This window comes from Pseudobacter sp., from assembly GCF_051955275.1.
Classification (GTDB): Bacteria; Bacteroidota; Bacteroidia; order Chitinophagales; family Chitinophagaceae; genus Pseudobacter.
In genome coordinates this window covers 27,332-51,555 of the sequence record NZ_JBQCGW010000273.1, presented here as the reverse complement: position 1 = coordinate 51,555, position 24,224 = coordinate 27,332, and the positions used below count along the sequence as shown (strand labels likewise).

13 protein-coding genes are annotated in these 24,224 nt (G+C 47.9%); 4 read left to right on the top strand and 9 right to left on the bottom strand.

All coding sequences use genetic code 11. The features are described from left to right. Positions 1 to 145 precede the first annotated feature (145 nt). The 3 genes from ACTHMC_RS24295 (at position 146) to ACTHMC_RS24285 (ending at position 6,657) form a co-directional block, all read left to right on the top strand. A complete protein-coding gene (locus ACTHMC_RS24295; protein ID WP_440417207.1) occupies positions 146 to 823 on the top strand; it encodes a response regulator in 678 nt (225 codons plus the stop codon). Between the two features lie 31 nt (positions 824 to 854). Next, a complete protein-coding gene (locus ACTHMC_RS24290; RefSeq protein ID WP_440417205.1) occupies positions 855 to 3,410 on the top strand; it encodes a T9SS type A sorting domain-containing protein in 2,556 nt (851 codons plus the stop codon). 154 nt (positions 3,411 to 3,564) lie between these two features. After that, entirely contained in the window at positions 3,565 to 6,657 is a 3,093-nt protein-coding gene (locus ACTHMC_RS24285) for an ATP-binding protein (protein ID WP_440417204.1), read from the top strand. 47 nt (positions 6,658 to 6,704) lie between these two features. Here ACTHMC_RS24285 and ACTHMC_RS24280 read toward each other — a convergent pair whose 3' ends face one another. The 9 genes from ACTHMC_RS24280 to ACTHMC_RS24240 all read right to left on the bottom strand — a co-directional run bounded on the left by ACTHMC_RS24280 (position 6,705) and on the right by ACTHMC_RS24240 (position 19,716). After that, positions 6,705 to 7,967: a hypothetical protein gene (locus ACTHMC_RS24280; RefSeq protein ID WP_440417202.1), complete on the bottom strand. Its 1,263-nt coding sequence runs from the start codon at positions 7,965 to 7,967 to the stop codon at positions 6,705 to 6,707. Between the two features lie 37 nt (positions 7,968 to 8,004). Then, positions 8,005 to 8,901 carry a S1 family peptidase gene (locus tag ACTHMC_RS24275; RefSeq protein WP_440417200.1) on the bottom strand — a complete coding sequence of 299 codons (897 nt, stop codon included), beginning with the start codon at positions 8,899 to 8,901 and terminating at the stop codon, positions 8,005 to 8,007. Positions 8,902 to 8,926: 25 nt separating this feature from the next. Next, the gene (locus tag ACTHMC_RS24270; protein ID WP_440417198.1) at positions 8,927 to 10,018 is read right to left on the bottom strand and encodes a thioredoxin family protein; all 1,092 of its coding nucleotides are present in this window, start codon (positions 10,016 to 10,018) and stop codon (positions 8,927 to 8,929) included. Between the two features lie 15 nt (positions 10,019 to 10,033). Then, on the bottom strand, positions 10,034 to 11,380 hold the full coding sequence (locus tag ACTHMC_RS24265; RefSeq protein WP_440417196.1) for a TlpA family protein disulfide reductase: 1,347 nt from the start codon (positions 11,378 to 11,380) through the stop codon (positions 10,034 to 10,036). A gap of 56 nt (positions 11,381 to 11,436) precedes the next feature. Further along, complete coding sequence (locus ACTHMC_RS24260) at positions 11,437 to 12,360, bottom strand: hypothetical protein (RefSeq protein ID WP_440417194.1); 924 nt, start codon at positions 12,358 to 12,360, stop codon at positions 11,437 to 11,439. A gap of 11 nt (positions 12,361 to 12,371) precedes the next feature. Then, a complete protein-coding gene (locus ACTHMC_RS24255; RefSeq protein ID WP_440417192.1) occupies positions 12,372 to 13,949 on the bottom strand; it encodes a RagB/SusD family nutrient uptake outer membrane protein in 1,578 nt (525 codons plus the stop codon). Positions 13,950 to 13,961: 12 nt separating this feature from the next. Further along, on the bottom strand, positions 13,962 to 17,582 hold the full coding sequence (locus ACTHMC_RS24250) for a SusC/RagA family TonB-linked outer membrane protein (protein WP_440417190.1): 3,621 nt from the start codon (positions 17,580 to 17,582) through the stop codon (positions 13,962 to 13,964). Positions 17,583 to 17,865: 283 nt separating this feature from the next. Beyond that, positions 17,866 to 19,047, bottom strand: coding sequence for a FecR family protein (locus ACTHMC_RS24245; RefSeq protein ID WP_440417188.1), 1,182 nt, complete (start codon positions 19,045 to 19,047; stop codon positions 17,866 to 17,868). Between the two features lie 69 nt (positions 19,048 to 19,116). Further along, positions 19,117 to 19,716: an RNA polymerase sigma factor gene (locus ACTHMC_RS24240; RefSeq protein ID WP_440417186.1), complete on the bottom strand. Its 600-nt coding sequence runs from the start codon at positions 19,714 to 19,716 to the stop codon at positions 19,117 to 19,119. A 195-nt stretch (positions 19,717 to 19,911) separates the two neighbouring features. Between ACTHMC_RS24240 and ACTHMC_RS24235 the strand changes: the two genes are divergently transcribed. After that, positions 19,912 to 24,219 (top strand): hypothetical protein, encoded by a 4,308-nt coding sequence (locus ACTHMC_RS24235; RefSeq protein WP_440417184.1) that lies wholly within the window; start codon positions 19,912 to 19,914, stop codon positions 24,217 to 24,219. Positions 24,220 to 24,224: the final 5 nt, after the last annotated feature.

Sequence of the window (24,224 nt, the reverse complement as noted above, 5' to 3'; positions counted from 1 at the left end):
CAAAAAAGAAGAGAAAGGGGGTATAGTAGTTCCTCAATTCCCCTATTCAATAAATTATATACTACAGGTATTCATATTGTTAATTCATTAGATTTGCCCGGGCCGGCACTCCCTCATGGCATTAAACAAATATCATCCCAGAAGAATGGAAAATAAACAGGCAAAATACAATTCAGTATTAGTCATAGATGATCATAAGATGGTGGCCAATGGAATAAAATTGTTGATAGGAGATCTATTTGAAAATTTTTACATGGCTCATGACGGAGCAAGCGGCATGAGTAAAGCCCTGCAACATTTCCCTAAACTGATCATCGTGGACTATTCCCTTCCGGACACTACCGGAGAGATCCTGGTGCGCGAGCTGAGATACAAAATCCCTTCAGCCAGGTTGCTGGCCTACACCTATACCTACTCCGCCGAAAAGATCGTGAAGATGTTTCAATCCGGCATCAATGGTTATGTGATAAAAAAAGAGAATGACGATGATTTCATACGGGCCATTCATGTATTGATGGAGGGGCGGGATTATTTCTGCAGTGAGGCCCGTACACATATACTTAACCGTTTTTCCAGCGCTGATGAAGACCATACCATCAGACATCTCATAGCAAACACAAAATTCTCAGGAAAGGAACTTGAGCTGATAAAATTATTATGCCGGCAAATGACCACCAAAGAGATAAGTAGTCATTTATACCTTTCCGAACGTACCGTGGAGCAATACCGGAGCAGTATAACCAGACGTATCGGGGCCAGGAATGTTGCAGGGGTTATCAAATTTGCATTGCAGAACGGGATCATTCAACTGGATGAATTATGATACCTACCGTCACCATATCAATGCTATCCACATGCTTACGAAGAAAGCACATTCAAAAACAACATTTTTAAAACAAACAATTTCAGCACTTTTACTCATCTTCTTCAGTTTATTTGCTTCAACCTCCCTTGCCCAGAATTGCTCTATAAATGCCGGCGGAAATGCCACCGTCTGCGGATCTTCCACCACCCTGACAGGAACAGAAAGCGGCACCATCGGTCCCGGAACGCCCACCTGGACCTTTATATCCGGCCCCGTAGTTCCTGCAATCATTTCCCCCAATACCCTGGTAACAAATGTCACCGGCATGACTGTTGATGGCAACTATGTGTTCCAGCTTTCCCGAAGCTGCGGCACCGGCACCGCCATTTCAACGGTCACTGTCACAGCCCATCCCCGCCCGGCAAGCTTTACTGCGGGCCCGGACATCACCACTGTATGCGCAACGGTGGGCACAACACCATTGGCAGGTGTGATACCTGCCGGCTATACGGGTAGCTGGAGGGCAGTGAATATCTATTCCTGGAACAGGTATAGTACGTTTGTCAATACCAATTCCGCCTTTAACAATACCACTACCGCCACTCCTGTTTTTTCACTGATCAATAAAGCCAATCATACGATTGACCCGGCTTATTATGCTATTTTAAGGATCACCTCGGCCGATAATACCTGTACTTACGAGGATACCACCATTGTAAGGTTCGTTCCGAATCCTGTTCTCGTATATACTGCCACCTCAACCGTCTGCCGGGATGCAGGGGACAACCAGGCGGTTATTTTTGTATCTGCCGGTTCCCCTATACTGACAACAAGCTACACCAATACTTCAGGCTCCGCCGGTTCAGGAACTACAGTATCGATCAATGTGATCAGCCAGCCGGCTGGCGCGAACCTTACGTTTGACCGTATCAGTGATGAAGGAAGGCTCTTCCTTACAGGCGCCAATATTCCGGGATCCTATCAGTTCCAGCTAACGGTAACCAACAGTTGCGGCACTCATACAACACCCACTTTGACCTATAATTTTACCGGCACCAAGCCACATATCGTTAATTTTCAACCGGCCGGACATGGCGCTCCTGAGCAATTGACGATTTATTCCAATGTTGGTTCAGGAGGAGAGATCCATTGCAACAGCAAGGCAGGAACCACTGCCCCGGAAACATTTTATTTCAGTATCGATCCGGCAGATCCCGCAACTGTAGTTACTACAGTAACCAACAGAGGTATCACTCCGCCGGGAGGAGCGCCTGCAATTGCATTGTCCGGCGCCGGAACCCGCGACCGGATGGTTACTGTAACACCTCCCGCAGGAGGATGGCAGGTTGGAACCTATTCATTTTCTGTATCTACCTCCAATGGAGCTTGTGAGGTAAGCCAGTCTTATTTTATTCATATCTCCGATAACGGACGGACGAGCCCCGTAGTGCCGGATGTCAGCGCGTGCTATATAGCCTCAGGAGCTGCAATATCAGCCACTGTTCCACTTCCAGCGGTTTACAAAGGAGCTGTGAATACAAGCTATTTGCAGGAATTTGGCGGCTATTACAATTTTGCTGTAGTATCCAAACCTGCTGGCTCTGCCACTCCTGCTTACACTTCCACAAGTTTGCGCAGTCTTACCAGTACCAGTACCACTATTTCCAATCTCAACAAGCCAGGGGATTATGTATTCAGCATCACTGCAACGAATGGCCCGGGCGCTGGTCCGATACTGGCGGCAGAGTATGGTTGCAGTGGCGCCTCATTGACTGGTACCTTTACAATACATGTGGAAGAGAAAATCAGCGCGAATGCAGGTTCCGGCCTGACAGGCTGTACACAGTCAGTACCACTTTTGGGAAATGCAACTGGTTCCGGTACGGGTATTTGGACAGTAGTAGATGGTCCCGCCGGGGCTAGTCCAACCATTGCATCTCCAGGCAGCCTTTCCACTACAGCCAATGGGCTGGATGTTTTGGGCCAGTATAGATTTGCATGGAATATTACAACTCCTTTAGGAGGATGTACCGGCTCCGATACCGTTGTTTACAATATCACCTGTAACCTGCCGGTGAACCTGACTGATTTCAAAGCATCAAAGCAAGGCGCAGCAGTGGTCCTTGACTGGACCACGGGCTCCGAATCAAATAACCGCGGCTTTGACATTGAATATTCTACCGATGGCAGCCATTGGAAAACCATCGCTTTCCAGGCATCCAAAGCGACAGAAGGAAATAGCGCCAGTCCCATCAACTACAGCTATACACATACCAATCCGGTCAGTGGCGCCAACTTCTACCGGCTGAAGCAATTGGACTTGAACGGCAAGTGGGAATACAGCCCCATCAGGCAGGTGAAAATGAACGCTTCTAACATTTCCGTATACCCGAACCCGGCAACCAGCAACATCACTGTTCAGGGTTTGACCGGTAACGAAACCATTCAGATCTGCGATATAACAGGCAGAAAGATAAAGCAGGTAAAAACCAGGTCTCAGTTGGTCAGTATCGGTATTTCCGATCTGCCCCAGGGGACCTATCATATTGTGATCGTCTCTGCAGGCGGCTCTTCTTCAACGTATAAAATCTCAAAACTGAAATAATGCAGTATAAAAATGGGGCCGGCACCGGCCCCATTTTTTTGCTTTGCCCACAGGCCTGCGTTCCCGGTTATCAGCACTTGATTCTAAGGCCATCCCCACTTATTCCACGCATTAAGGTGAAAACTTTATATTTGATGGATTTTTACCTGATTCTATGCAAAAGACCAGTTCCTGCTCTTACCAAAACAAGCTGCTGAAAAGCGGTCTGCTATTCCTTTGTTTCCTTTTTTTACAGCAGGCAGTATTCTCCCAAAAGAACAACTATGTAATCAGACAGTACAATTCGGAAAACGGATTACCACAGAACAGCGTAAAGGCTATCAAATTCGATAAGAGTGGGTTTTGCTGGCTGTCTACCGAATCGGGCATCGTCAGGTTCGACAATACCAATTTCAGGTATTATGGAAGTGATATCATAAAAGGACTTAAAAGTACCAGGATCTCGGCCATGATGACCGATACCGCAGGGGCCATCATAGCACAGGGGCTCGATTACCAGAATATTAAAATTGACGGCTCCTCCTCTCTCTATTCCTTTTTACCTGTACTCACGGATACGAGCATGAGTTTCGTTACTTCAGGATACCTTACCATCAACCCTACACTGGACAGTTTGTGGAAGGCTATCTATAAAAACATTACTCTCCCTGAACTAAAGAACCCGGGAGGCCTTAAAAACGGGGACATCTACCTTGTCCAGGGAGTCAATGTCTGGTATATCCGGAATCGCAAAGCCATAAAACTGCCACCCAATCAAACGGAACCCATTGGCAGCATGGTGCTCAACGATTACTATTATTTACAGATCTGGCCAGGCAACCGGATAAAGACCTGGGATAACGGTAAGGGTAAAGATGGGCAGATCGAAGGGGCTATCGCCACCGATAAAGACTTTCTCAAAGGACAATTTAAATCATTATGGTGCGAGCAGGGCGCCTTTATTTATGCCGGGGAAAACCTTTATGAACTCCGGTATACAAATGGAAAAGTAATCAGCAGGTGCGTAGCCAGCCGTCTCAACCTGGAAATGCCCCTCAGTATCGCTTATCGCCCGGACCTTAACACCTATTTTATCGGGACCGGCACCCAGGGTTTGTTCACCATCAAAGTACCTGATTTTATTTATCCTGAAATCCCCGCGGAATCCGGCCCTGAAAATTACTATGCTATCGGAAAAACATCGGAAGATGAAATTATTGTTCATAATGCAATAGTGCATCGTGATAATACTTCAAGGTATACACCTTTAGATAATATACATACCAGGGCTATGTATACAGATAGCGCGGACAGAGTCTATTATGAACGTGATTTTGTACTATGCCGTTACAATGCCAGAACAGGGATGATCGACAAAAACATTCTACAGCTGGATAACCGGCTGATGTCCATTGTGCCTGTTATGGAAGACGGTTCTTTGTTGTTATGCACACACACTACTTTATACAAAATAACCAGGGAAGGAAAACTTATCTCTCAGAACAAATTTCCCGCTGACTTCATGGCAATAGCCTTGATGCCGCTCAAAAACGGAGAATTCCTGCTGGCAACCACCAAAGGGGTAAAATGGTACCATGCAAAAGATCACACATTTTCACGGTCTGTGCTTGATTCCTTTTCTGTGAGAAATATTCATCTCGACAAACAAAACAGGCTGTGGATCGGCACAGATGGCAAAGGCTCATTTTTATATGCAGCCAATGAAACATATCCCCTGCCACCTGGCCCCAGAGGAGCGTTCAGTTCCATTCACTCCTTTATAGAAGACAACAATGGCAATTTCTGGCTACCTACCAATAATGGCTTGTACAAAGTGGCGATCAATGCACTGGTGGATTTTGTAACAGGCAGAACAAAATCGTTTTTCTGTTTTACGTTCAATAACGCAAATGGCTTAAGAACGAATGAATTCAATGGAGGTGCACATCCTAATTTCCAATGGCTGAAAGACAGTGCACTGGTTTTACCATCCATTAACGGTCTGATAAAATTCTATCCAAACCGGCTTTCTTCTGCGTTCCCCCAGGAACAGATCTTTATAGATGAAATGTCTATTGACGGACAGCCCGCAGCGTTGACCAGTACCAGTGAGGCCATCAGGCTGGAACCCAATTTCCGGACTTTGAATATCAAGGTTGCCTGTCCGTTCTTCGGGAACAAGGAAGATCTGAAGCTGGAATACAGGATCGGTAAAGACACAGACCAGTGGATACCGGTGCCTTCTTCCGGTGACATTTCCATCAATACATTGCCTGCAGGCGATTACACACTGATGTTCCGCAAAGCAGGCAGTGACCAAAACACACCCAATGCCGGCATTGCATTAAAAATAGAAGTGACCCCTTTTTTCTATCAGACAGGCTGGTTCTTCGGAGGAGTAGTTTTGTTAATCATTTTCCTTGGATACCTGTATTCAAGAAGACGATTGAGCAAGCTGAGAAAAGAGAAGATCAGGATCGAAAATATAGTAAAGCTCAGAACTGAAGAACTGAATGCCGCCATTCAACAACTGGAGGAATCGGAAACGGCTTTGAAACAGAGCAATCACGTAAAAGAACAGATCATCGCCACTGTATTGCATGATATCAGGTCGCCCCTGTTCTCTTTGCGTATGGCAGGAAAAACACTGGTCAGGAACTGGAAAAACAGCAATGAAGAAAACCTGGCGCAGGTGACCGGCATCAACCAGTTGATCGGAGAATTAGGCCGCTTCACCGATCAGTTCTTCTCCTGGGCCGCTAGCCAGCAGGAACATTTCAAAGTAAAAAAAACAACCTTCTCCCTGCAGGAGATCTTCAGAGACATTGAATCCCTGTTCAAAGAGATCTTACAGATAAACAATAACAGGTTCTCTATAACGGAAACGGATATCCGATGTTATACCGACAAGGAAATACTGGTATTGATCCTGCGGAACCTGGTGGATAACGCCAATAAGAATACAGAGAACGGCATCATCAGTATACAGGCCACCGGTATTCCGGAAGGTTTGCAGATACAGATTTCAGATACAGGAAAAGGGCTGAATGATTTTCAGATCGAAAATTTCCTGAACAGGGATAAAGCGGTAAAGAACGGCCGGATGGGAAGTGTGATCATCCTGGAAATGCTGGATAGAATTGAAGGGGATCTGCAGGTTAGTTCAGAGCCAGGCAAAGGTTCTGTTTTTACGATAAAGCTAACCTCAAAGGATATTAAATGCCTTCAGGAGAATGCAGCAACGCCAGGATACCCTCATTTTCTATGATCATCCTTTATTGTTCGCAAACCATGATTCTTTTTTGAGCATCAGAACTATTTCGATCCCTTTCCACCGCAGGCAGAACAAGGGCTGTACTGTCCGAATACCGTAGACCCGTCTTTTCCTCTGGCGCCGCCATAAATGGTGGTATGCGTTCTGCCGGACCCTGCGCAGGCAGAGCACCAGGTGCGGGGTTTTTCATTATTGGATTGTACGATGGTGGAAGAATGGGCTGCCTTCTTGTCCCACTGTTCATTCACGTACCGGTTGTATGCAAGGGCATCTATTTGCCGCTGCCGGAGTACGGCATCCACATAATCCTGTATCTGTTGTTTGGCGGCAACAGCAGGTTGATAACCCATATCGGCGGCCTTCTGATAATATTCCATGGCATAATTCCCGTATCCCATCTTCTTCACCATTTCACCTGCCATGAAATACCCTTTTGCGAAGCCCAGGCTTCCGGCATTATCGAACCAGTCTTTAGCCCTGTTGATATTATACTGGGGGATCCCCTGGGTGTTGTAGATCAGCCCAACGTTGAAGCAGGCCGCAGCACTCTGGCTGCCATCTGCCACAATGGTCCACCAATACAAGGCAGTTTTGTAATCATCCTGGCGATAGGCCTGCAATGCTCTGTCAAAGGCGGCTGTGTCCGTTGCCTTCTGCAGCAGGTCCAGGCGCGTGATGGCTTCACCATGGCCTTTGGCGGCAGCTTCCTTGTACCAGAATATCGCCTTTGCATAATCCAGGGCCCCTTCATGCGCCGGTGTACATTTCCTGTATTTATGGCCATCACCGTAATAATAGTATTCCGCCAGGCGGTACATGGCGGGCGGGTATCCGCCATCGGCAGCCCGTTGGCAATAGCGTACAGCAGAGTCGTAGTTATGGGTTGCCCAGGCGCCCGACTCGAACTGCTGCGACAAATTAAAACTGGCCAGCGGGTAAGCTCCATCGGCATCCAGGGAATGGAATATTGCCATCGCTTCGGGGAAATGTGCAGCCGTAGGTCCCATGAGCCCCACCGCCCTGTCATACTCCATATTTTTTTCCTTCGGGAAATTGCTCCGGTAAAGAAGATAATCCAGTTTCTCACGGCAATAACTGCAATTTCCTCCGATCATCTTCTTTTCTATCAACGCCTTGCCTTCGTTCACCAGGCCGTTCTCCAGGTAGAGTTCACCCAGCCGGAAGGTGTCTTTATATTTTATGTACAGCTTTTCGAGCTTTTTCTCATTCTTACCAAGTTGAGCCTGGGCAGCTGTTCCGATAAAGACCGAAGCAATAAAGAGGGGTATGAAAATGGATCTCATGGTCATATTGTTTGCAGGGATTACCGGAAAAATACAATTATTTCCGGATCAGCTTCCATAAAGATTCCACGGGAACTGTATTCTTCAGCACCATTTGTACGCCGGCATCCCTGTCGCTATGCAATAACATCCTCGTATTCGAAACCGTTCCCACCACATTTCCATACATATCCATAACAGGACCACCGCTCGAACCCGTTGCATAATCCGCTGAAATGCACATCATTTCCCGGAAGAATTTCTGTCCGGATGCTCCGGCTTCTTCCAGGTATTTATTGGTAACATTACCCTGCGAAAAGAAGTAATGCATGCCCTGGGGATGGCCGAGTACACAGATCTTATCACCCACTTTTGCCGGTTCACCCAGGGCAAGCGCCGGCAAAAGTTCTCCATTCGTTTCCAGCTGAAGGATGGCCAGATCATCTTTCCGGGAAGACGCCAGTATGGCCTTCACTGCATAAGTGCGTCCATCAGCCAGCCGCGCAAAAAAACCTTTGGGCTGGTTGCCGTCTTTCATGAATGCATAGGTGGCAGCCACATGATAATTGGTGACCATTATGCCTTTGGGATCGATGATATAACCCGAAGATTCACTCAGGTGCACGTTGGTGCAGCGCGGGCACAGGTAGGCGCATCCGGTGATCACGGTAGCCCTTTTCGCATATTCATATAAGTTAGCAGGCTCCATCACCTTCTCAGCAGGCCTGGCCAGTTCTGCCATTACACCCTGCACGCCTGCTTCCAGCGCCTTCTGTGCATCGGCAGCCTGGATAGTTGCCCCTTTGGCCAGTATGGAATCGATGGCAGCCAGGTAATCAGCTGCCATCTTTGCATCGTTGGTAAAAACCTGCGCTTCCACCCTTCCTGCCATCATCAAAAGCACCAGTATCCACAGGGCATACCTGATTTGATTTCCGCTCTTATAATGAATCATTGTTACTGATTGTAGCCTGAGGCTTTTATTTGATTGTTTCCACCTTGTTCTGGTACTGTTTGGCCTCCCGCTCAAAACTCCGGCTGGCCATTCTGAAATATTCCCTGATGGCTTCCTTTTGCACATCGGTAGCGCCCGCTGCCTTACTGCTGAGAATGCCGTCTGTTATGGCCTTGAAAGCTTCTGTGGGCGACAGGTTCCACATGTACCGCTTGTAATAATCGATCATCCCATCGAGGTCCTTCCTGGCAACATACAGTGCGATCCTGCACATATGGCTTTCAGGTTTTTGCGGATCCTGTTTCAGCAATGCCATTGTATAAGCTACATTCTCCACTTCTTCCGGCGTATAATGAATATTGTATTTGGCTCCTGTTCCAGAGGCAACAATGTACATATCCTTCCGGATCTTGTCGAAGATGATCTGGTTGACCATTTCTGCCCCCACCGCCTGGTCGATACGCCCTTTTTCCAGCATCATCTTTCTGAAGAAGGGACTGCCGAATTTCACGGCGCGCAGCGCCAGGTCCAGGTAAGTAAAGCTGAACCGTTCAAAGTCCATCGAGCTGTCATATAACTCCTCCAGAATGGCGGAAGGGTCTCTGCCATTATCGAACAGGGCTTTCGCATAAGGATACCCGTTCATCATCGATTTTTTCTTTTCATAGGTTGCCTTCATGCCTGCCATGGAAGTATTGGGGTCCATAGCCGCTTTCACTTTTTCTATGAACTCTGCAGTTCCGGCTTTCCCAACGATCCTGTTGATCTCTTCCCCTTTGCTGTCCAGGATCAGGAATGTCGGATATACATTAACGTCATACTTCTTCCTGAGCGCTGCCCCCTCCCCTTTTTCCATATCGAATTTCACCGAAACGAAACGGGGATTGAAAAAATCACCACATTCCTTCTGCGGAAAAACCTCTTTGGCCATCTCCAGGCAAGGCATGCACCAGCTGGTATAACAATCCATAAAGATCAGCCGGGGAGCGCCTGGATCCGAGGCTTTGGCCATGGCCTGGCTCATTGTCAGGTTTTCAAATTTGATACCTTGCGCAATCACCGGAGCATTCCCAAAAACACCTGCTGCTAACAGCGTAAATAATATAAAAGATTTCATGAGCTGATGATATGGTTAAAGTTTGGATTGGATCAATTCTTTCAATTTTGGATCAGAAGGCCTGATAGCATCGAACATCACGGTCTTGCCTTCTTTGTCGAACAGGATGAACCTGGGCACCGAGATCACCTGGTAATCCTTGATGATGACGCCTTCGTTATTGGAGAATAAATGCAGGCCAGACAATTTTTTGTCTTCCACCATCTTTTTCCATTTGTCTTTTTCCGTATCGATGGATACACTGATGAAGGCAACATCCTTTCCTTCAAATGCTTTTTCCAGTTCTTCCAGTGCAGGTTGTTCCTGGATGCAGGGCCTGCACCAGGTTGCCCATACATCGATCAGTACCACTTTGCCCAAATGATCGGAGAGGCGATGCATTTTACCGTTGGCATCGGGGTAGGCAAAATCGATCCAGTTGCCACCGGGCTCTTTCAGGGATGCTCTTTTTTCAAAGACTTTCATCCTGTCTTGCTGGTCTTTGGTGATCATGTATTTCAAATTCCTGCCAACAAAGGCGGTCATCCCCTGGTATTCGCCACGGTCCAGTGCCTTGAGTATGAACTCGGCTCTCAAATGATCGTTGGAGATCTCCGGGATGACCAGATCCTGTGTACTGCCCATTTCTGATTTATAAATGATGTGATTTACAAAGCCGAGGTTCTGGATGTAATTATACCCGAATGGCAATGTCCACAGCTGCTGATCTGCAAACTTCTCGGTGTTGAACAAATTCACTATGTAGGCCGGATACTGATCCTTCTTACTGTATTCAAAGGCCCTCATGAACGGCGCCAGCGCATCCATTCTGAAGCTGTATGGTAACATGTATTTTACGTAGCGGTCGAATGCTTTATTGCCGGTGTTGATATGGCCGGTAAATTTCTCAACGGGTGCCAGCAGTGAATCCAGCGTACGGTCATAATGGAGTGGTGCCAGATTGCGGGCATCTATGGAATAGCCGATCCTTCTCAATGGAGCCACCATATCAAACCAGCCGCTGAATACTTTGTTCTCCTTGCTGAGATTTCCCAGGTAGCTGACCAGGCCGCTGTTTGCCTCGATTGTGATGTCTTCGCCTTTGCGCAGGTATACCGGGTACAGTTCATCCTCGAAACCGATATAACGGATCTCATTCAGATCATTTTTCGGCAGGTCTATTTTAAAAGAGTGATCATCTTTATTCAACATGATCTCCGACAACAGAACCACATTGCCCTGCCCGGCCTTAAAGAAATAAATACGGTCTGCATACTGCCTGGGTGCAATATGCCTGATGAATTTTCCTTTGATAATGGCATGTTGCGCCTGGGTTGCTGCGGACATAGCCAGCAGCAACATGAAAAAAACTACTCTCTTCATGGAATTTTTGTATTTGTTAAGTCAGACTAAAAGCCATCAGGCCATGTCAATTTTTTTTACTGAACGGGCACGCCCAGATCTGCCAGTATCTGCCGTATATAGCCGTATTTGATCATGATATTTGGCTGGCTGCCATATAACTGGGTAAACTTCTCTTCTGAATTTCCGAGTGTTGCTTCCAGGTACATGCATACGTCCATCCAGGTTGACATGGGCGTATAGTACATATTCCTGGGATCGGTTCCGAGGAAGCCGATTGCCTGGGGCGTGGCAGTGGTTCCCGGCGGCAGACCAGTCACCAGGCTTGCCATCTGATATATATACACGCTGTACGCATCCCGGGTGGTTATGAATTTTCTTGAAACGGCATAAAACTTTTCAAGTATCCCTTTATACTTGTCGCTGATCACTGCATTGGTGAGAAGCGAACGCAGGATAGCTCCTTTATAGCTGGCCTTTGTAGTGGCGTCCATTCCTGCAATATTGGAAACCTGGCCGATCATCACCGTATTGAAGCCTTTGTATGCATAATTGCCAAAAGCAAAAGTACTCAGGTCGTCTACCAGGAAGATACTGGGAACATACACGGTTTTAGGAAGCACCGGAATGATCTCGGCCCTCAGGAATTCCAGCGCCTGCGGCACATCCGCTTTGTTACAATAACTGAAAGACTGAACTAAGGGAGGAGCGCCTGTTACGTCTACTCCCAGTGAATAGTTCAGTGAAAGTTTCTCGTAATGCGTGAATGCATGTCCAAACACATCCACCCGCTCCTGGGTACCGATGGTATCATTGATAAACACCGGGATGCCGGTTTCCTTGTAAAAAAGATAATTGGCATGGATCGTTGCATCAGCAGGATTGTCTTCCACCACCAGCCAGTTCCTGTCGTAATCCGGGAAATCAGTCACCGGTTCCTTTCTGCAGGATACAGCCATGATCATAAGTACACATGCTATGATATATCTGTTATTATTCATTGCTTGAAGATTTAAGGTTGAAGCTGGCGAACATTACGGACAGGATTGGTCAATGATCCCCTGTTGAACTCGATGGCATAATCCGGGATGGGTACCTGCCAGGCGGCTCCATCTTCAGCAATGGATTTGAGCACATAGTTACCGATCTGTGTATGGGTATTGGATTGTGCATCGTACCTGTATGCAGGGTGCTTGATGGTAAAGGAAGAAGGCAGGGGATATTTTGAATTCACAGCATATCTTCTGAGGTCGAACCAGCGATGCCCCTCGAAACACAATTCGCGGCGGCGCTCTTCCCGGATGAATTCAACCAGTGCCTGGTTACCCTGTGGCAGTTGTGAGATATCTGCATTGTTGAAACGCATCACGCGGAGTTTTTGCAGTTCCGTGCGCGCCTCACCATCTGCTCCACTCATGGCAAGTGCCTCTGCACGGTTCAGCACCACTTCTGCAAGCCGGAAAGAAAAAATACAGGAAACCTGATCAGGGTCGTTATATGTTCTCCAGGTACGGTATTTGGCCGGTATCCAGGACCTGCTTTTAGTGGCCCTGTCGAAGAAGGCGTTCAACCTGAGATCTGAAGGGTCATAACTGTCCATCAGATTCACAGAGGATTTGAATGCGGATGCGCGGTTGTCATCCCCATTCCACCTGGAAAGCGAATCATTCATAAAAACAGCCGGCATCACATTGGTGCCCATCGTAAAAATAGTTTCGGTGGATGCGCGGGAAGTGAAATTGCTGCCGCTCACAAACTGGTTCAGGTTGACCAGGCTGTATCCCATCGTTTCAAAATCTTTGGCTGCATCGATCACTTTATCATATTGCTCCGTGTAGAGGTAAACCCGGCTTTGCAGCGCCTTCACAGCGGCAATGCCTATGCGGATCTTTGTGTTCGGATTATATCCATCCAGCAAACCGGCTGCCATCTGCAGATCGGCGATGATCTGGTCATATACTTTCTGGTTGGGATCGCGGGAAAAGAAATTGTCCTCTATTTTTTCCGACACTTTCAGCGGTACACCGGGGTCAGTGGCAGCGGTGCTTTTCCGGTAAGGAGAACCATAAATATTCTGCAGCATGAAATAATAGTACGCCCTGAGAAAATAAGCTTCCCCCCGCAGGTGCTTCAGCAGGTCGCTCTGATCACCGTTTTCCGCTAGTTTGGATGCCTGGAAAATGATGGCGTTCAGCGCGCCGGTACGTTTATATAGTTTTCTCCAGGTGCTCTCTTCCCAGGTCATGTTCAGGATATTCACAGCGGGCGCCTGTGCCCAGTTATGAAATCCGGATAACATATACAAGGGAGTAGCCTGACTTGTTTCCACAAAGTCTGCTACAAACTGTTCGCAGTCATCATCCATCACATGTAACCAGGGAGCGATGAAACCTGTTTCGGAGGTCAGTTCGCCCATGGTGGACTGGCTATAGATAGAAAGAGACAGGGTATTGAGAAAACCTTCCCCGATCATCAGTTTATTGAGGTCATCGGCATTTTCCGCGTATTTCAGGTCCCGCGTATATTCTTCCAGGAATTTGCTGCAAGATGACAGCGTTAAGCACATCAGCAGTACAATGATATATCTCATGGTGCTTATGTTTTAAAATGAAATATTGATACTACCGGAAAAGGTAGGTCGTAAAGACAGGTTGATATTAGGTGAGGAGCCCGACTGTGCCGGGTCCTGTCCTCTGAGCATTTTATTGCTCAGGATAAACAGGTTGGTGCCGGTGATACTGGCGTAGGCCGAACTGAGACCGAGCTTCCGGATCAGTTTATCCGTGAAGTTGTACCTGAAAGAAGCGGATTGCAGCTTCACATGATCGGCACTCACTAACCTGGCATCGGAATTATCATACATATCGTACACGCTTCCACCAAATGAATAGGCAGTTGCAGGGAACATATTCCACCAGGGCGTATTCAGATTATTGTCAGCCAGTAATCCCGGAATATTGGTGTAGGCTTCATCACCGGGCCTGCGCCAGCGTTGAACAAACTCTTTACGCAGGTTCTGCTGCGGATAGGCTATCGCTGATGCATACCCTGAAGCGATCTTCAGCATGCGCACTTTGTTACCCAGAGAATAGGTGATGTTGAAAGACAAACCGAAGTTGCGCCAACCGAAATAGTTGGCAATCCCGCCCTGGATAAAAGGTTCCCTGCGGCCGGATTCGCTCATCACCGCCAGGTAAACATCTTCCCTCTCCATTTGTGAATACATCTTCTGGTATTCCGCGGCTTTGTCGCTTTCCGATCCGTAAAAAACAGGAGATCCATCAACCGGGCTCAGGCCTTTGAACTTATAGGAATAAAAAGTATTCAGGGGTTTTCCTGCAAGCTGAACTGAACCATCCAGGAAATTCCTGTAGGTCACATTGTCCACCAGCACATTGTTCCGGTTGTTGATAGTCCTGTTCAACACCTTGTTCAACACCTGTCCCAGCTGCGGATCGATCCGCCACACAAATCCGCGGCGTTCCCGGTTGAAGCCCGCATTGTCTACAGCAGTGATCCGTAAGGCCACTTCCACTCCTTTATTTTCCAGCGTTCCGCTATTGATCACATATTTTTCCACGCCATTGATCTCCGACACTGTTTTATCCAGGTAGGCATCTTTTGTTTTCTTGTAGAAGTAGCCCACCGAACCGCCGAGCTTTCCTTTGAACAATGAAAACTCGACAGCTACATTGGATGATGAAGTACGCTCCCATTTGAGGTCAGGATTGGGATAATTGACGATATTGGAAAAGGGCGCATTGTAATAAACATTGGTGCTGAGGTTCTGGCGGATCACCATATAGGCGGATTGGCCAGGCAGCATATTACCCTGCCAGCCCCAGGAAGCTTTTAAAGCCAGCTCATTGATCCAGTTCTGGTCTTTGGCAATATCATCTTTCATGTTCCAGCGGCCGGATACTGCCCAGATAGGCAGGAAGCGGTTGTTGGACCTTGTTCCAAAAAGGTTGGACTGTTCACCCCTGATATGCAGGTTCAGGAGATACCTGTTATCCCAGGAATAGCCGGCAGTTCCAAACCAGGCGAATTCATTCGTCAGCTGGCGGTCGTAATATCCCAGTGCAGGTTTTGTAGACATCCACTGGTTATAATACCCGGTAAATGTGGTAGGCACGATATCGAAATAGCCCCCCATCTCGCGGAAATATCCTCTCCTGGTGATGTTGAAACCTTTGTATTCGGATGATTTGATCTCTATACCACCGGTTGCCGTCAGCGAGTGCCTGCCGCCTTCACCCAGTGACGTGATATAGTTGGTCTGTAGACGGGCCGTATAATTGTTGTTGCGTGTTTCATACTTCTGCAGTTCACCGCCTACAGGGGCAAGGTCCCATCTGGCAGTCTGGTCAGCACGGAGTTTGAAAATATAGTAGGAGTTCTTTGTATAATACACTTCCCTGTCGTTGCTGCTGATGCCATACGCAAACGTGCCTTCCACATCCAGTCCCCTGGCGATTCTTACTCTTAACAACGCCCTGATATTGGTAGCGAGCAGGTTGGTAAGATCGTTACTGTTATCCCGCTCATTCAGGATATTGTAATTGTAAGAAAGTATGCCATTGGTTTGCGGGTAATAAAACAAACTTCCATCGGGATTATAAGCAGGCATGGTACGGCTGGTATTATACGCATAGTTCATGATACCCAGGTCGGAAGGGGTATAATTGCGGGTGGAATAATTCCCGGAAAATGAGATCTGCGCCAGGAATTTCTTATAGTCCGCCGTCAGGTTCAGCATGGAGGAATAACGTTTGTTGCTTTCTCCCTTTATCACGCCTCCTTCATTCTGGTATCCCATGGACGCATAATATTTGATCTCACTGGAACCACCGGAAAGGCTTAAAGTGTGGTTATGCGAAAATGCATCCTGGGTGATGAGGCCCAGCCAGTCGGTATTGACGTTTGCATAATAATCACTCAGGCGTTTGAACTCATCATAGTTGATATTGCCCTTGTAATAATCCTGCAGAGCGCTTTCATAACCTGACCACTGGGTGATATTGTTGTATCGCATCCCACGTTCCACCATTTCTTTGGAAACATCCATTCTTTCCCTGGAATTCATCATGTACATGCTGCGGTCTGAATACCTTGGCCGCTGTGTGTAACCTGCAGTCATGGAATAGGTGATGGTGGGCTTGCCCGTCCTGCCTTTTTTGGTGGTGATCACAATCACACCATTACCAGCTTTTGTGCCATAGAGTGCGGTGGCGGAGGCATCTTTCAACACATCAATCTGATCGATGTCTTCAGGATTCAAGCCGGCAATGGCATTGCCCAGCAGGTTTACAAAATCAAGGTCATTGATCTGCTGGGGATCCACATTCACCGGATCGGTGAGTACAATTCCATCCAGCACCCACAATGGCTCCCTGTTACCGAGGATGGTGGAAGTGCCGCGGATCCTCAGTTTGGGGGCGGCGCCCACTTGTCCGGAATTCTGCATGAAGATCATTCCGGATACGCGTCCTTCCAGCAATCTGTCTACCGTATTGATACCGGGCGTAAGGATGTCTTCCATTTTAATGGTAGTAACTGCACTGGTGAGTTTTCTTCTGTCTATTTTCTGGTAACCGGTATTGGCCACAATACTCACGTCTTCCAGTTTTGTGGCGGAAGGCTTTAAACTGATGACCAGACTTTTGGGGCTGGTGAGCATGGAAGGAGTTACAATAACGGTAACTGTTTCAAAGCCGATATAAGAAATGGTAAGGCGGTCTCCTTCCTTTGCATCGATGGTAAATGAACCTGTGATATCTGAAGTGGTGGATACTTTGCCTGCGCGGTGCATGATGGTGGCGCCGGAAAGCGGATGGCCCAGAACATCCTGCACAATACCACGGAGGGGAGCAAAGAGATGGATGGTTTCTCCAAAACTGATGACATCCTTATCCGGTTGCCGGTCAGCCCTGGGAGAAATGAAAATGCTTTTCCCTTTAATTGTATACTTCAGCGTTGGCTGGGATTTGAAGACCTCCGCGAGGAATTGTTCTACAGAAAGATCGGAAGCCTTCACTGTAACGGGCTTCGACAGCCGGATCACAGACTCGGAATAAAAAGATAAAAAGCCTGTTTGCTTTTTCACTGTAGCCAGTACTGATTCCAGTGAAACGTTCTCACCGGAAAAGCTGACATTCTGGGCCAGGCCTTTAGCGGAAACGTTTAAAATAAAAGCCGTCAATAAAATGAATGTTAGTTTCATTACTAACAGGGTTTTGGTTATGTACCGGCGCCCCACCCGGGCCGGCCATGTACAATAAGCAGTTTTTTGCATAAATTGCAATGTTTGGGTGAAGAAAGCAGTCTTGGAAGAGACCTATCAGTTTTTGGTAATCCAAACGTATTCCGGAAGAGCTTCAGACCTCTTCCGGTTTTTATTTGGAGAGCGGTGAACGTTTAATGCATCTTAATTTTTAGATTGTTGGTTCTATGATGAGCTTGTTGAGCTGTAAAATTGTTTGTTCCACTAATGGCGTGCAGGGTGATCAGAGTACCTTGAGTGTTTTTCCTTCCATCCGGAATTTCACTCCCATTTCCGTCAACACTTCCAGTATATCGGAGAGGTTGACATTCCTGTAAAACTCTCCTTTGAAAATGATATCCGGCACATTGTTACTGTATTCCACCCGGATATTGTACCATCTTTCCAATTGCTTCATTACCTGTCTGAGATTAGCGCCATTGAACTCGAATATTCCGTTTTTCCAGGCGAGGATCTGGTCGGGGTTAGGGGTATTGATGATCTTTATCGGCTCTGCCGCCTTTATGGATTGAATAGCCTGCTGACCTGGCTTCAGGATAACTGCCGTTGTAGTTGCGGTCTTCTCATTGGTAACAGCAGGTACTATTTTTACACTTCCATTGATCAGCGTTGTTTGAATATTTCCTTCATCACCATAAGCATTGATATTGAAACTGGTGCCAAGCACCTGTACTGTTGACTGACCATCTATATCCACGGTAAATGTGCTGGACCTGTCCTGCGCCACTTCCAGGAAAACCTCACCTGTAACGCTGATCTGTCTTTTCCCGTTATTGAAAACAGAAGGGAAACTGATACTGGACGCTGCGTTCAGCCAGGCTTTTGTACCATCGGGTAAAGTCAGTTGGTATTGGCCTCCATTGGGGGTGGCCAGCTTTATCATTTTTCCTGCATCGGCCAGCTGTTCGCCATCTGAATAGGCAATGGTTGCTCCCACGGCAATGCCCGTTTTATCAGAGGAAAGGTCAATTTGTTTATCGTCAACAGTCAGTACCGCTTTGTTGGTGCCGGGAAGGATGCCTGACGAAACAATGCCCGCCCCAGCCCCGGGGGCTGACTTTGTACGCCTGTCAGCGGACAGCATTATTGCGGTTGAAATGCCGGCGATCAAAATGGCTGCGGCTGCATAACGGACCCATGACCGGCGGTAAAGAGGAAGAGGTTTTACGGAGGGTAATTCCCGGGACATGCGCTCCGCCTTCAGTTTCTGCTCCAGGTTTTCCAATACATCGGGGAAGCTGAGGTCATGCCCACCCCATTCTTCCCAACTGTTTTTCATTGCCTGCTGCAGCACTTCATCGTTTTGAGGATCCTGCAAAAAACTGCGGAACACGGTCAATTCTTCAGAAGTAATACTTCCCTGGAGATACCTGTCTATATAATATTCAAATGTCTGCGTTTGCATGTATTGGTATAAGAGTGTATGATTTTTGGAAAGAGGACAGGTCGGACTGAAAAAAAAGAAAATATTTTTTTACCGTACAAATCCGGCCAGGATGGAAATAATGATACCGGCATTTTTTTTCAGATAGTGCCTTAAAAACACCAGCGCTTCCACAATATGTTGCCGTACCGCACTGCGGCTGATGCCCAGGCGTTGGGCGATCTCTTCGTAGGTAAGGTCTTCTTTCCTGCTGAGAAAGAACACCTCCTTCCTACGTGCCGGCAATTGATCGATACCCCGTTGCAGGATCTCCATCAGTTCTTTGGATTCCAGCTCCTGCTGACCGGTTTGACCATAGGTAAGTTTATAGAGATGGTCAGGATTTATTGGCTGGCTACCGAGCATTTGCTGCTTTAATGCGGCTTTGGCCCTGTTCCTTGTGATCACGAAGATGTATCCGGGGAAATTATCGATCCCTGTGATGTTATCCCTGTACTTCCAAAGGCTGGTAAATATGTCCTGGAGGATCTCCTCAGCCAGTTCAGGCTGTTTCAACCAGTAAATAAGGTATGAGTAAATACGGTTGGCATAGCGGTTCATGATAATGGAAAATGCCCTCTCATCGCCACCGGCAATTTGTTCCAGCAGGTGCTTTTCATCTTCGCCTTGTTGTAAATTACTGTAAACCAATATATAACATTAATGATTGCATGTGTAAATTAGAATAAATTTGGGAAATGGAAATTTCAGATACAGGCGGGATACCTGTAGTACAAATCGTACAGCCCTTTTCAATTTACTGTACAACCCACATTTTTTAGCGGTTCTACCTTCACATTATTCATTACTTCTATTCAATTGTCTTAACCATTTCATCAAGATCCCATGAAAAAAATTTTACTTCTTCTTGGAGTATTGTTTGTGCAACAACTCCATGCAGCAGATTATTATTGGGTAGGCGGAGCTGGTAACTGGAGCGATCTGAACCACTGGCGCCTCGGCAGCAGTGCAGGTTCCATCCCCAGTATCGTACCTTCTTCTTCCGACAACGTGTTCTTCGATTCAAACAGCGGGTTTGGCACCACTACTGCCACCAATACCGTAACGGTCAATGCAAATTCCTTTTGTAATAATATGACCTGGGCCGGTGTTCCCAATAACCCGCGCATCATTACCAGCAACGCAACATTCACGGTATCGGTCAGCGGAAATCTGGTGCTTTCGCCTGTTACCACCTACAATGTGCTCTTCAGGTTTCAGGGAGCAACGCCAGCCACCCTCACCACCAATGGAAATGTTTTGGGTGAGTTTGGTCTGGAGGTCGATAAGCCAGGCAGCAGTCTTACCCTGACGGATGACCTGGTTGTTACGGCAAACACCAATTCTTCCGGCACCAACTGGGTCTATCTCACGGCAGGTACATTTGACGTATCCGGGAAAACGGTGAATATCCTCCAGTTCAGCAGTGAAAACACCAATCTGCGTGTACTTGAAATGACCAATGCCACTATGAGCGCGCGTCTTGCGTACCGGTTTACCAATCTCAACAAAACCGTCAATGCAACCGGTTCAACGCTGACGGCTTATACTTTTGTAAATGATGGTGGCGTGTATAACAGGGTAACGGCAAACAACGGCTCCGGCCCCAATACCATCATTGTCTCCAACTCCACATTCAAGTCCCTTACCTTTTCAGGAGCGGGAGGAGCATTCATGGATATCGGGAATAATAACACTGTTGATACACTTGTATTCAACGGGCAGGGTTCAATAGGCGCCAACAACACCATCGGTTCCGTTCTTTTCACACTGGCAGCATCCATAGATGGCACCAACAATGTGATCCGGAAGATCACTGCACTCAACAGTTTCCAGGTGAGCAACAATTACGTGAATACGGTGGACAGTGTTATCCTGGCTCCCAATCGCACCACCACATTCAGAGGCACATTCAATATCAATAAATATCTCTACCTGTCCGGCGCTCCCTGTGATGCCTATACGGAAATTTATGGTGATGCGGCTACCGGCACCGTTAATTTTGCTTCCGGCGCTATCGTGGATATCAGCAATGTGGTCCTTACCAATGTGATCGCCACCGGCCCTGTTACTCCTATTGCAGTGAATGGTATCGATGGAACGGGCAATTCAGGCTTTACCATCACAGAGCCATCAGGCACGGGCACTACGCTCTATTGGGTAGGCGGTGCAGGAGACTGGAATAATAAAGCCCACTGGAGCCTCAGCAGCGGCGGCACGGGCGGCGCCTGTGTTCCCTTCAAGAACGACAACGTGGTGTTCGATGCAGCCAGTGGTCTCGCAGGCCAGACAGTAACTACCAGCAGCAGTTCATTCTGTAAAAATATCACCTGGGCTTCCGGCGTTGGTGCCACCACTTTCAATGAAGCCGGCGGTACATTCAGAATATATGGTTCCGCAGTGCTGCAGCCCACTGTAAGTTATATTGCAGGGTTTGAGTTCTATGGCCCCGATGCCGCTACGCTCACCACCAATGGTGCGGCAGGGGGAACAAGTAATTTTTCCATTTCAGTTTACAAAGACGGCAGCGGCTCTCTCACATTACTGGATGACTGGATCAACACAGGCAGCAATTCCAGTATCAACTTCGGAAGCGGAGGATTGAATATGTCCGGACGTACCGTTACATTCTGGATCTTCGCCAGTAACAACTCGGCTGCCAGAGCCCTGGATATTACCAATGCAACCATCACGGCCAACTTAAGGTGGGTGTATTTTGGAGCCAATAAATCCATGACTGCCACCGGATCGCGCATTACTTCCCATGCCAGGTTCGCTACCAACGCGCCGTCTGGTACCTATCCCTGGGTGGAGCTCTCCGAGATCAGACGTGAAAGCGCTACTGATTTCGATATCTCCAATACCAGTTTCGGACAACTGACCTTCACCTCCACCTCCCCTACCAGCCTCGGCAGGATCCTGAACAACAACACCATCCGCCGCCTGGAATATAAAGGATCGGGTACCATCGGAAATAGCACCAGTAACACTATCGACTCCCTGATACTGGCCGGTTCAAGAAATTATATCTTCTCAGGAACCAATAACATTCTCAAATACATCAAAGCAGAAGCAACTCCCTGCAGCGGGCTCAGCGAATTGAGAGGCGGCGGCGGCGGCACACCCACACTGGCCCTCCAGAGCACTACCGAAGTTCATATCGATAATGTATACCTGCAGAACCTGCGTGTGACCGGCCCTGGTGTACCCTATGTTGTCAACGGCGCCGATGCAGGCGGCAACACGGGCTGGACCATCAATGCCGCGGCGGCAAGCCCCCGTTACTGGGTTGGCGGCGCAGGAGACTGGAACGATCCCAACCACTGGAGCCTTACCAGCGGCGGAACGCCCGGAGCCTGTGTGCCTACCGTATACGATGATGTATACTTTGATGCAGGCAGCGGATTTACCCCCTCCAGTAAAACAGTCACCATCAGTACCGGTAATGCCTATGCGAGAAACGTAAACTGGGCTGCGGCCACCAATGCCCCCATCTGGAACAAGACAGCCACCTGGAATATGGAGATCTGGGGTGATAATCTGGTGCTCAATCCTGCTGCTACTTTTGATGCGGCAGTATTATTCAAAGGCCCTGCTCCCGCCTTCCTCACAGGCAATGTTTTGGGCAACTTCGATATAGCGATCGATAAAACAGGCAGCAGCCTTACCGTGCTGAACGATTTCAGCAATGCCCAAACCAATATATCCTTCTACAACGGAGCATTCAATGCTTCAGGGATCAGGCTTGATATATTGCAGATCGATAATTCAGTGGCCATCAACAATGTGTTTGCCATCGATATCAGCAACTCCACTGTTACCTGCCCCTTCGGCTGGCGCTTCCAGGGAGCTGCCGCCAACCACACCCTGAATGCCGCCAACTCCAGCATTACCACCGGCGACTTCAAGGCTGAAGGCATGCAATACGATACTGTATTGATAACCGGTTTAACTTCCACTACTGTGGCCATGAACAACACTGTGATCAACAGGCTTACTTTTACCAATGCCTCTACTACCGCTACTGTTGGTATCACCGGAAGCAACAATACCATCGACCGGGTTGAGTTCAAAGGCAGCGGCACCATCACCGGCAGCGGCAACGTGATGGACACCCTGATCTTCTTCCCCGGCAATACTTATACGCTGCTTGCAGGCAGCAACAATACAGTGAACGATGCCTGGTATGGCAGTGGCACTCCCTGCCGTGCCACCGAGATCGTAAGTTCAAGCACTACCGTCAATGCCACCATCACCAAGAATGGGGACCCCGTAAGCTTTGATTACATCAGAATGAGAAGGATCACTGCGGCCGGAACCGCTGCCCCTTTCTCCGCGCAAAAGCATAGCACAGACCTGGGTAACAATACCAACTGGAACATCGCGCCTTATGACGGGGCATCGCCTATCTTAGGCCTGGGAGCAGACAGGGCAGTTAACCCTGCAGATTATCCTGTTACACTTTACACCACTGGCTTCTTTGGCGCTCCCGGTTCCCAGTTCACCTGGAACGATAACAGCACCGCAGATACACTGGAGATCACAGGCCCCGGTACCTACTCCGTGGATGTAAGCTTCCCCGACGGCTGCACTATCAGCGATGAGATTGTGATCACCAATGCATCCACCCTGCCCATCACCCTGGAAAGTTTCACCGGCAAACAGGTGGATTGCAATATCCGCCTCAACTGGAAAGTAAGCGAAGCCGTCAACTTCAGCCATTTTGAAATCGAGAAAAGCACAGATGCTCAAACTTTCACCAAAATGGCTACAGTGGCTTACTCCGGCGCATCAGATTTTAACTGGACCGATATTTCACCTGAAGCATCCTCCAATTATTACCGCCTGAAGCTGGTTGATACCGATGCCAGATTCAAACACAGCAATATCATTTTCGTAAAGAACAGGTGTGCCAGCGAAACCATCAACGTATATCCGAAGATCACAGACAACCGCGTTCAGGTAACACTGCCTGCCGGTTATGAGCGCGCCAGCATCCAGGTTTACAATATCTGGGGGCAGCGCATGAACCCGGTGATCAGCGGAAACGGATCCACCCGTTTTGTAAGCATGCAGACTTTACCGAAAGCAACTTATGTACTGCAGGTGATCAATGGAGCAGAAAGAAAAAGTTTCTCCATCATCAGGCCCTAAACGAT

Bases quoted from the DNA above. Each gene is read 5' to 3' on its own strand.
- ACTHMC_RS24295 (WP_440417207.1), top strand. From the start codon at position 146: ATGGAAAATAAACAGGCAAAATACAATTCAGTATTAGTCATAGATGAT.
- ACTHMC_RS24290 (WP_440417205.1), top strand. From the start codon at position 855: ATGCTTACGAAGAAAGCACATTCAAAAACAACATTTTTAAAACAAACA.
- ACTHMC_RS24285 (WP_440417204.1), top strand. From the start codon at position 3,565: ATGCAAAAGACCAGTTCCTGCTCTTACCAAAACAAGCTGCTGAAAAGC.
- ACTHMC_RS24280 (WP_440417202.1), bottom strand. From the start codon at position 7,967: ATGAGATCCATTTTCATACCCCTCTTTATTGCTTCGGTCTTTATCGGA.
- ACTHMC_RS24275 (WP_440417200.1), bottom strand. From the start codon at position 8,901: ATGATTCATTATAAGAGCGGAAATCAAATCAGGTATGCCCTGTGGATA.
- ACTHMC_RS24270 (WP_440417198.1), bottom strand. From the start codon at position 10,018: ATGAAATCTTTTATATTATTTACGCTGTTAGCAGCAGGTGTTTTTGGG.
- ACTHMC_RS24265 (WP_440417196.1), bottom strand. From the start codon at position 11,380: ATGAAGAGAGTAGTTTTTTTCATGTTGCTGCTGGCTATGTCCGCAGCA.
- ACTHMC_RS24260 (WP_440417194.1), bottom strand. From the start codon at position 12,360: ATGAATAATAACAGATATATCATAGCATGTGTACTTATGATCATGGCT.
- ACTHMC_RS24255 (WP_440417192.1), bottom strand. From the start codon at position 13,949: ATGAGATATATCATTGTACTGCTGATGTGCTTAACGCTGTCATCTTGC.
- ACTHMC_RS24250 (WP_440417190.1), bottom strand. From the start codon at position 17,582: ATGAAACTAACATTCATTTTATTGACGGCTTTTATTTTAAACGTTTCC.
- ACTHMC_RS24245 (WP_440417188.1), bottom strand. From the start codon at position 19,047: ATGCAAACGCAGACATTTGAATATTATATAGACAGGTATCTCCAGGGA.
- ACTHMC_RS24235 (WP_440417184.1), top strand. From the start codon at position 19,912: ATGAAAAAAATTTTACTTCTTCTTGGAGTATTGTTTGTGCAACAACTC.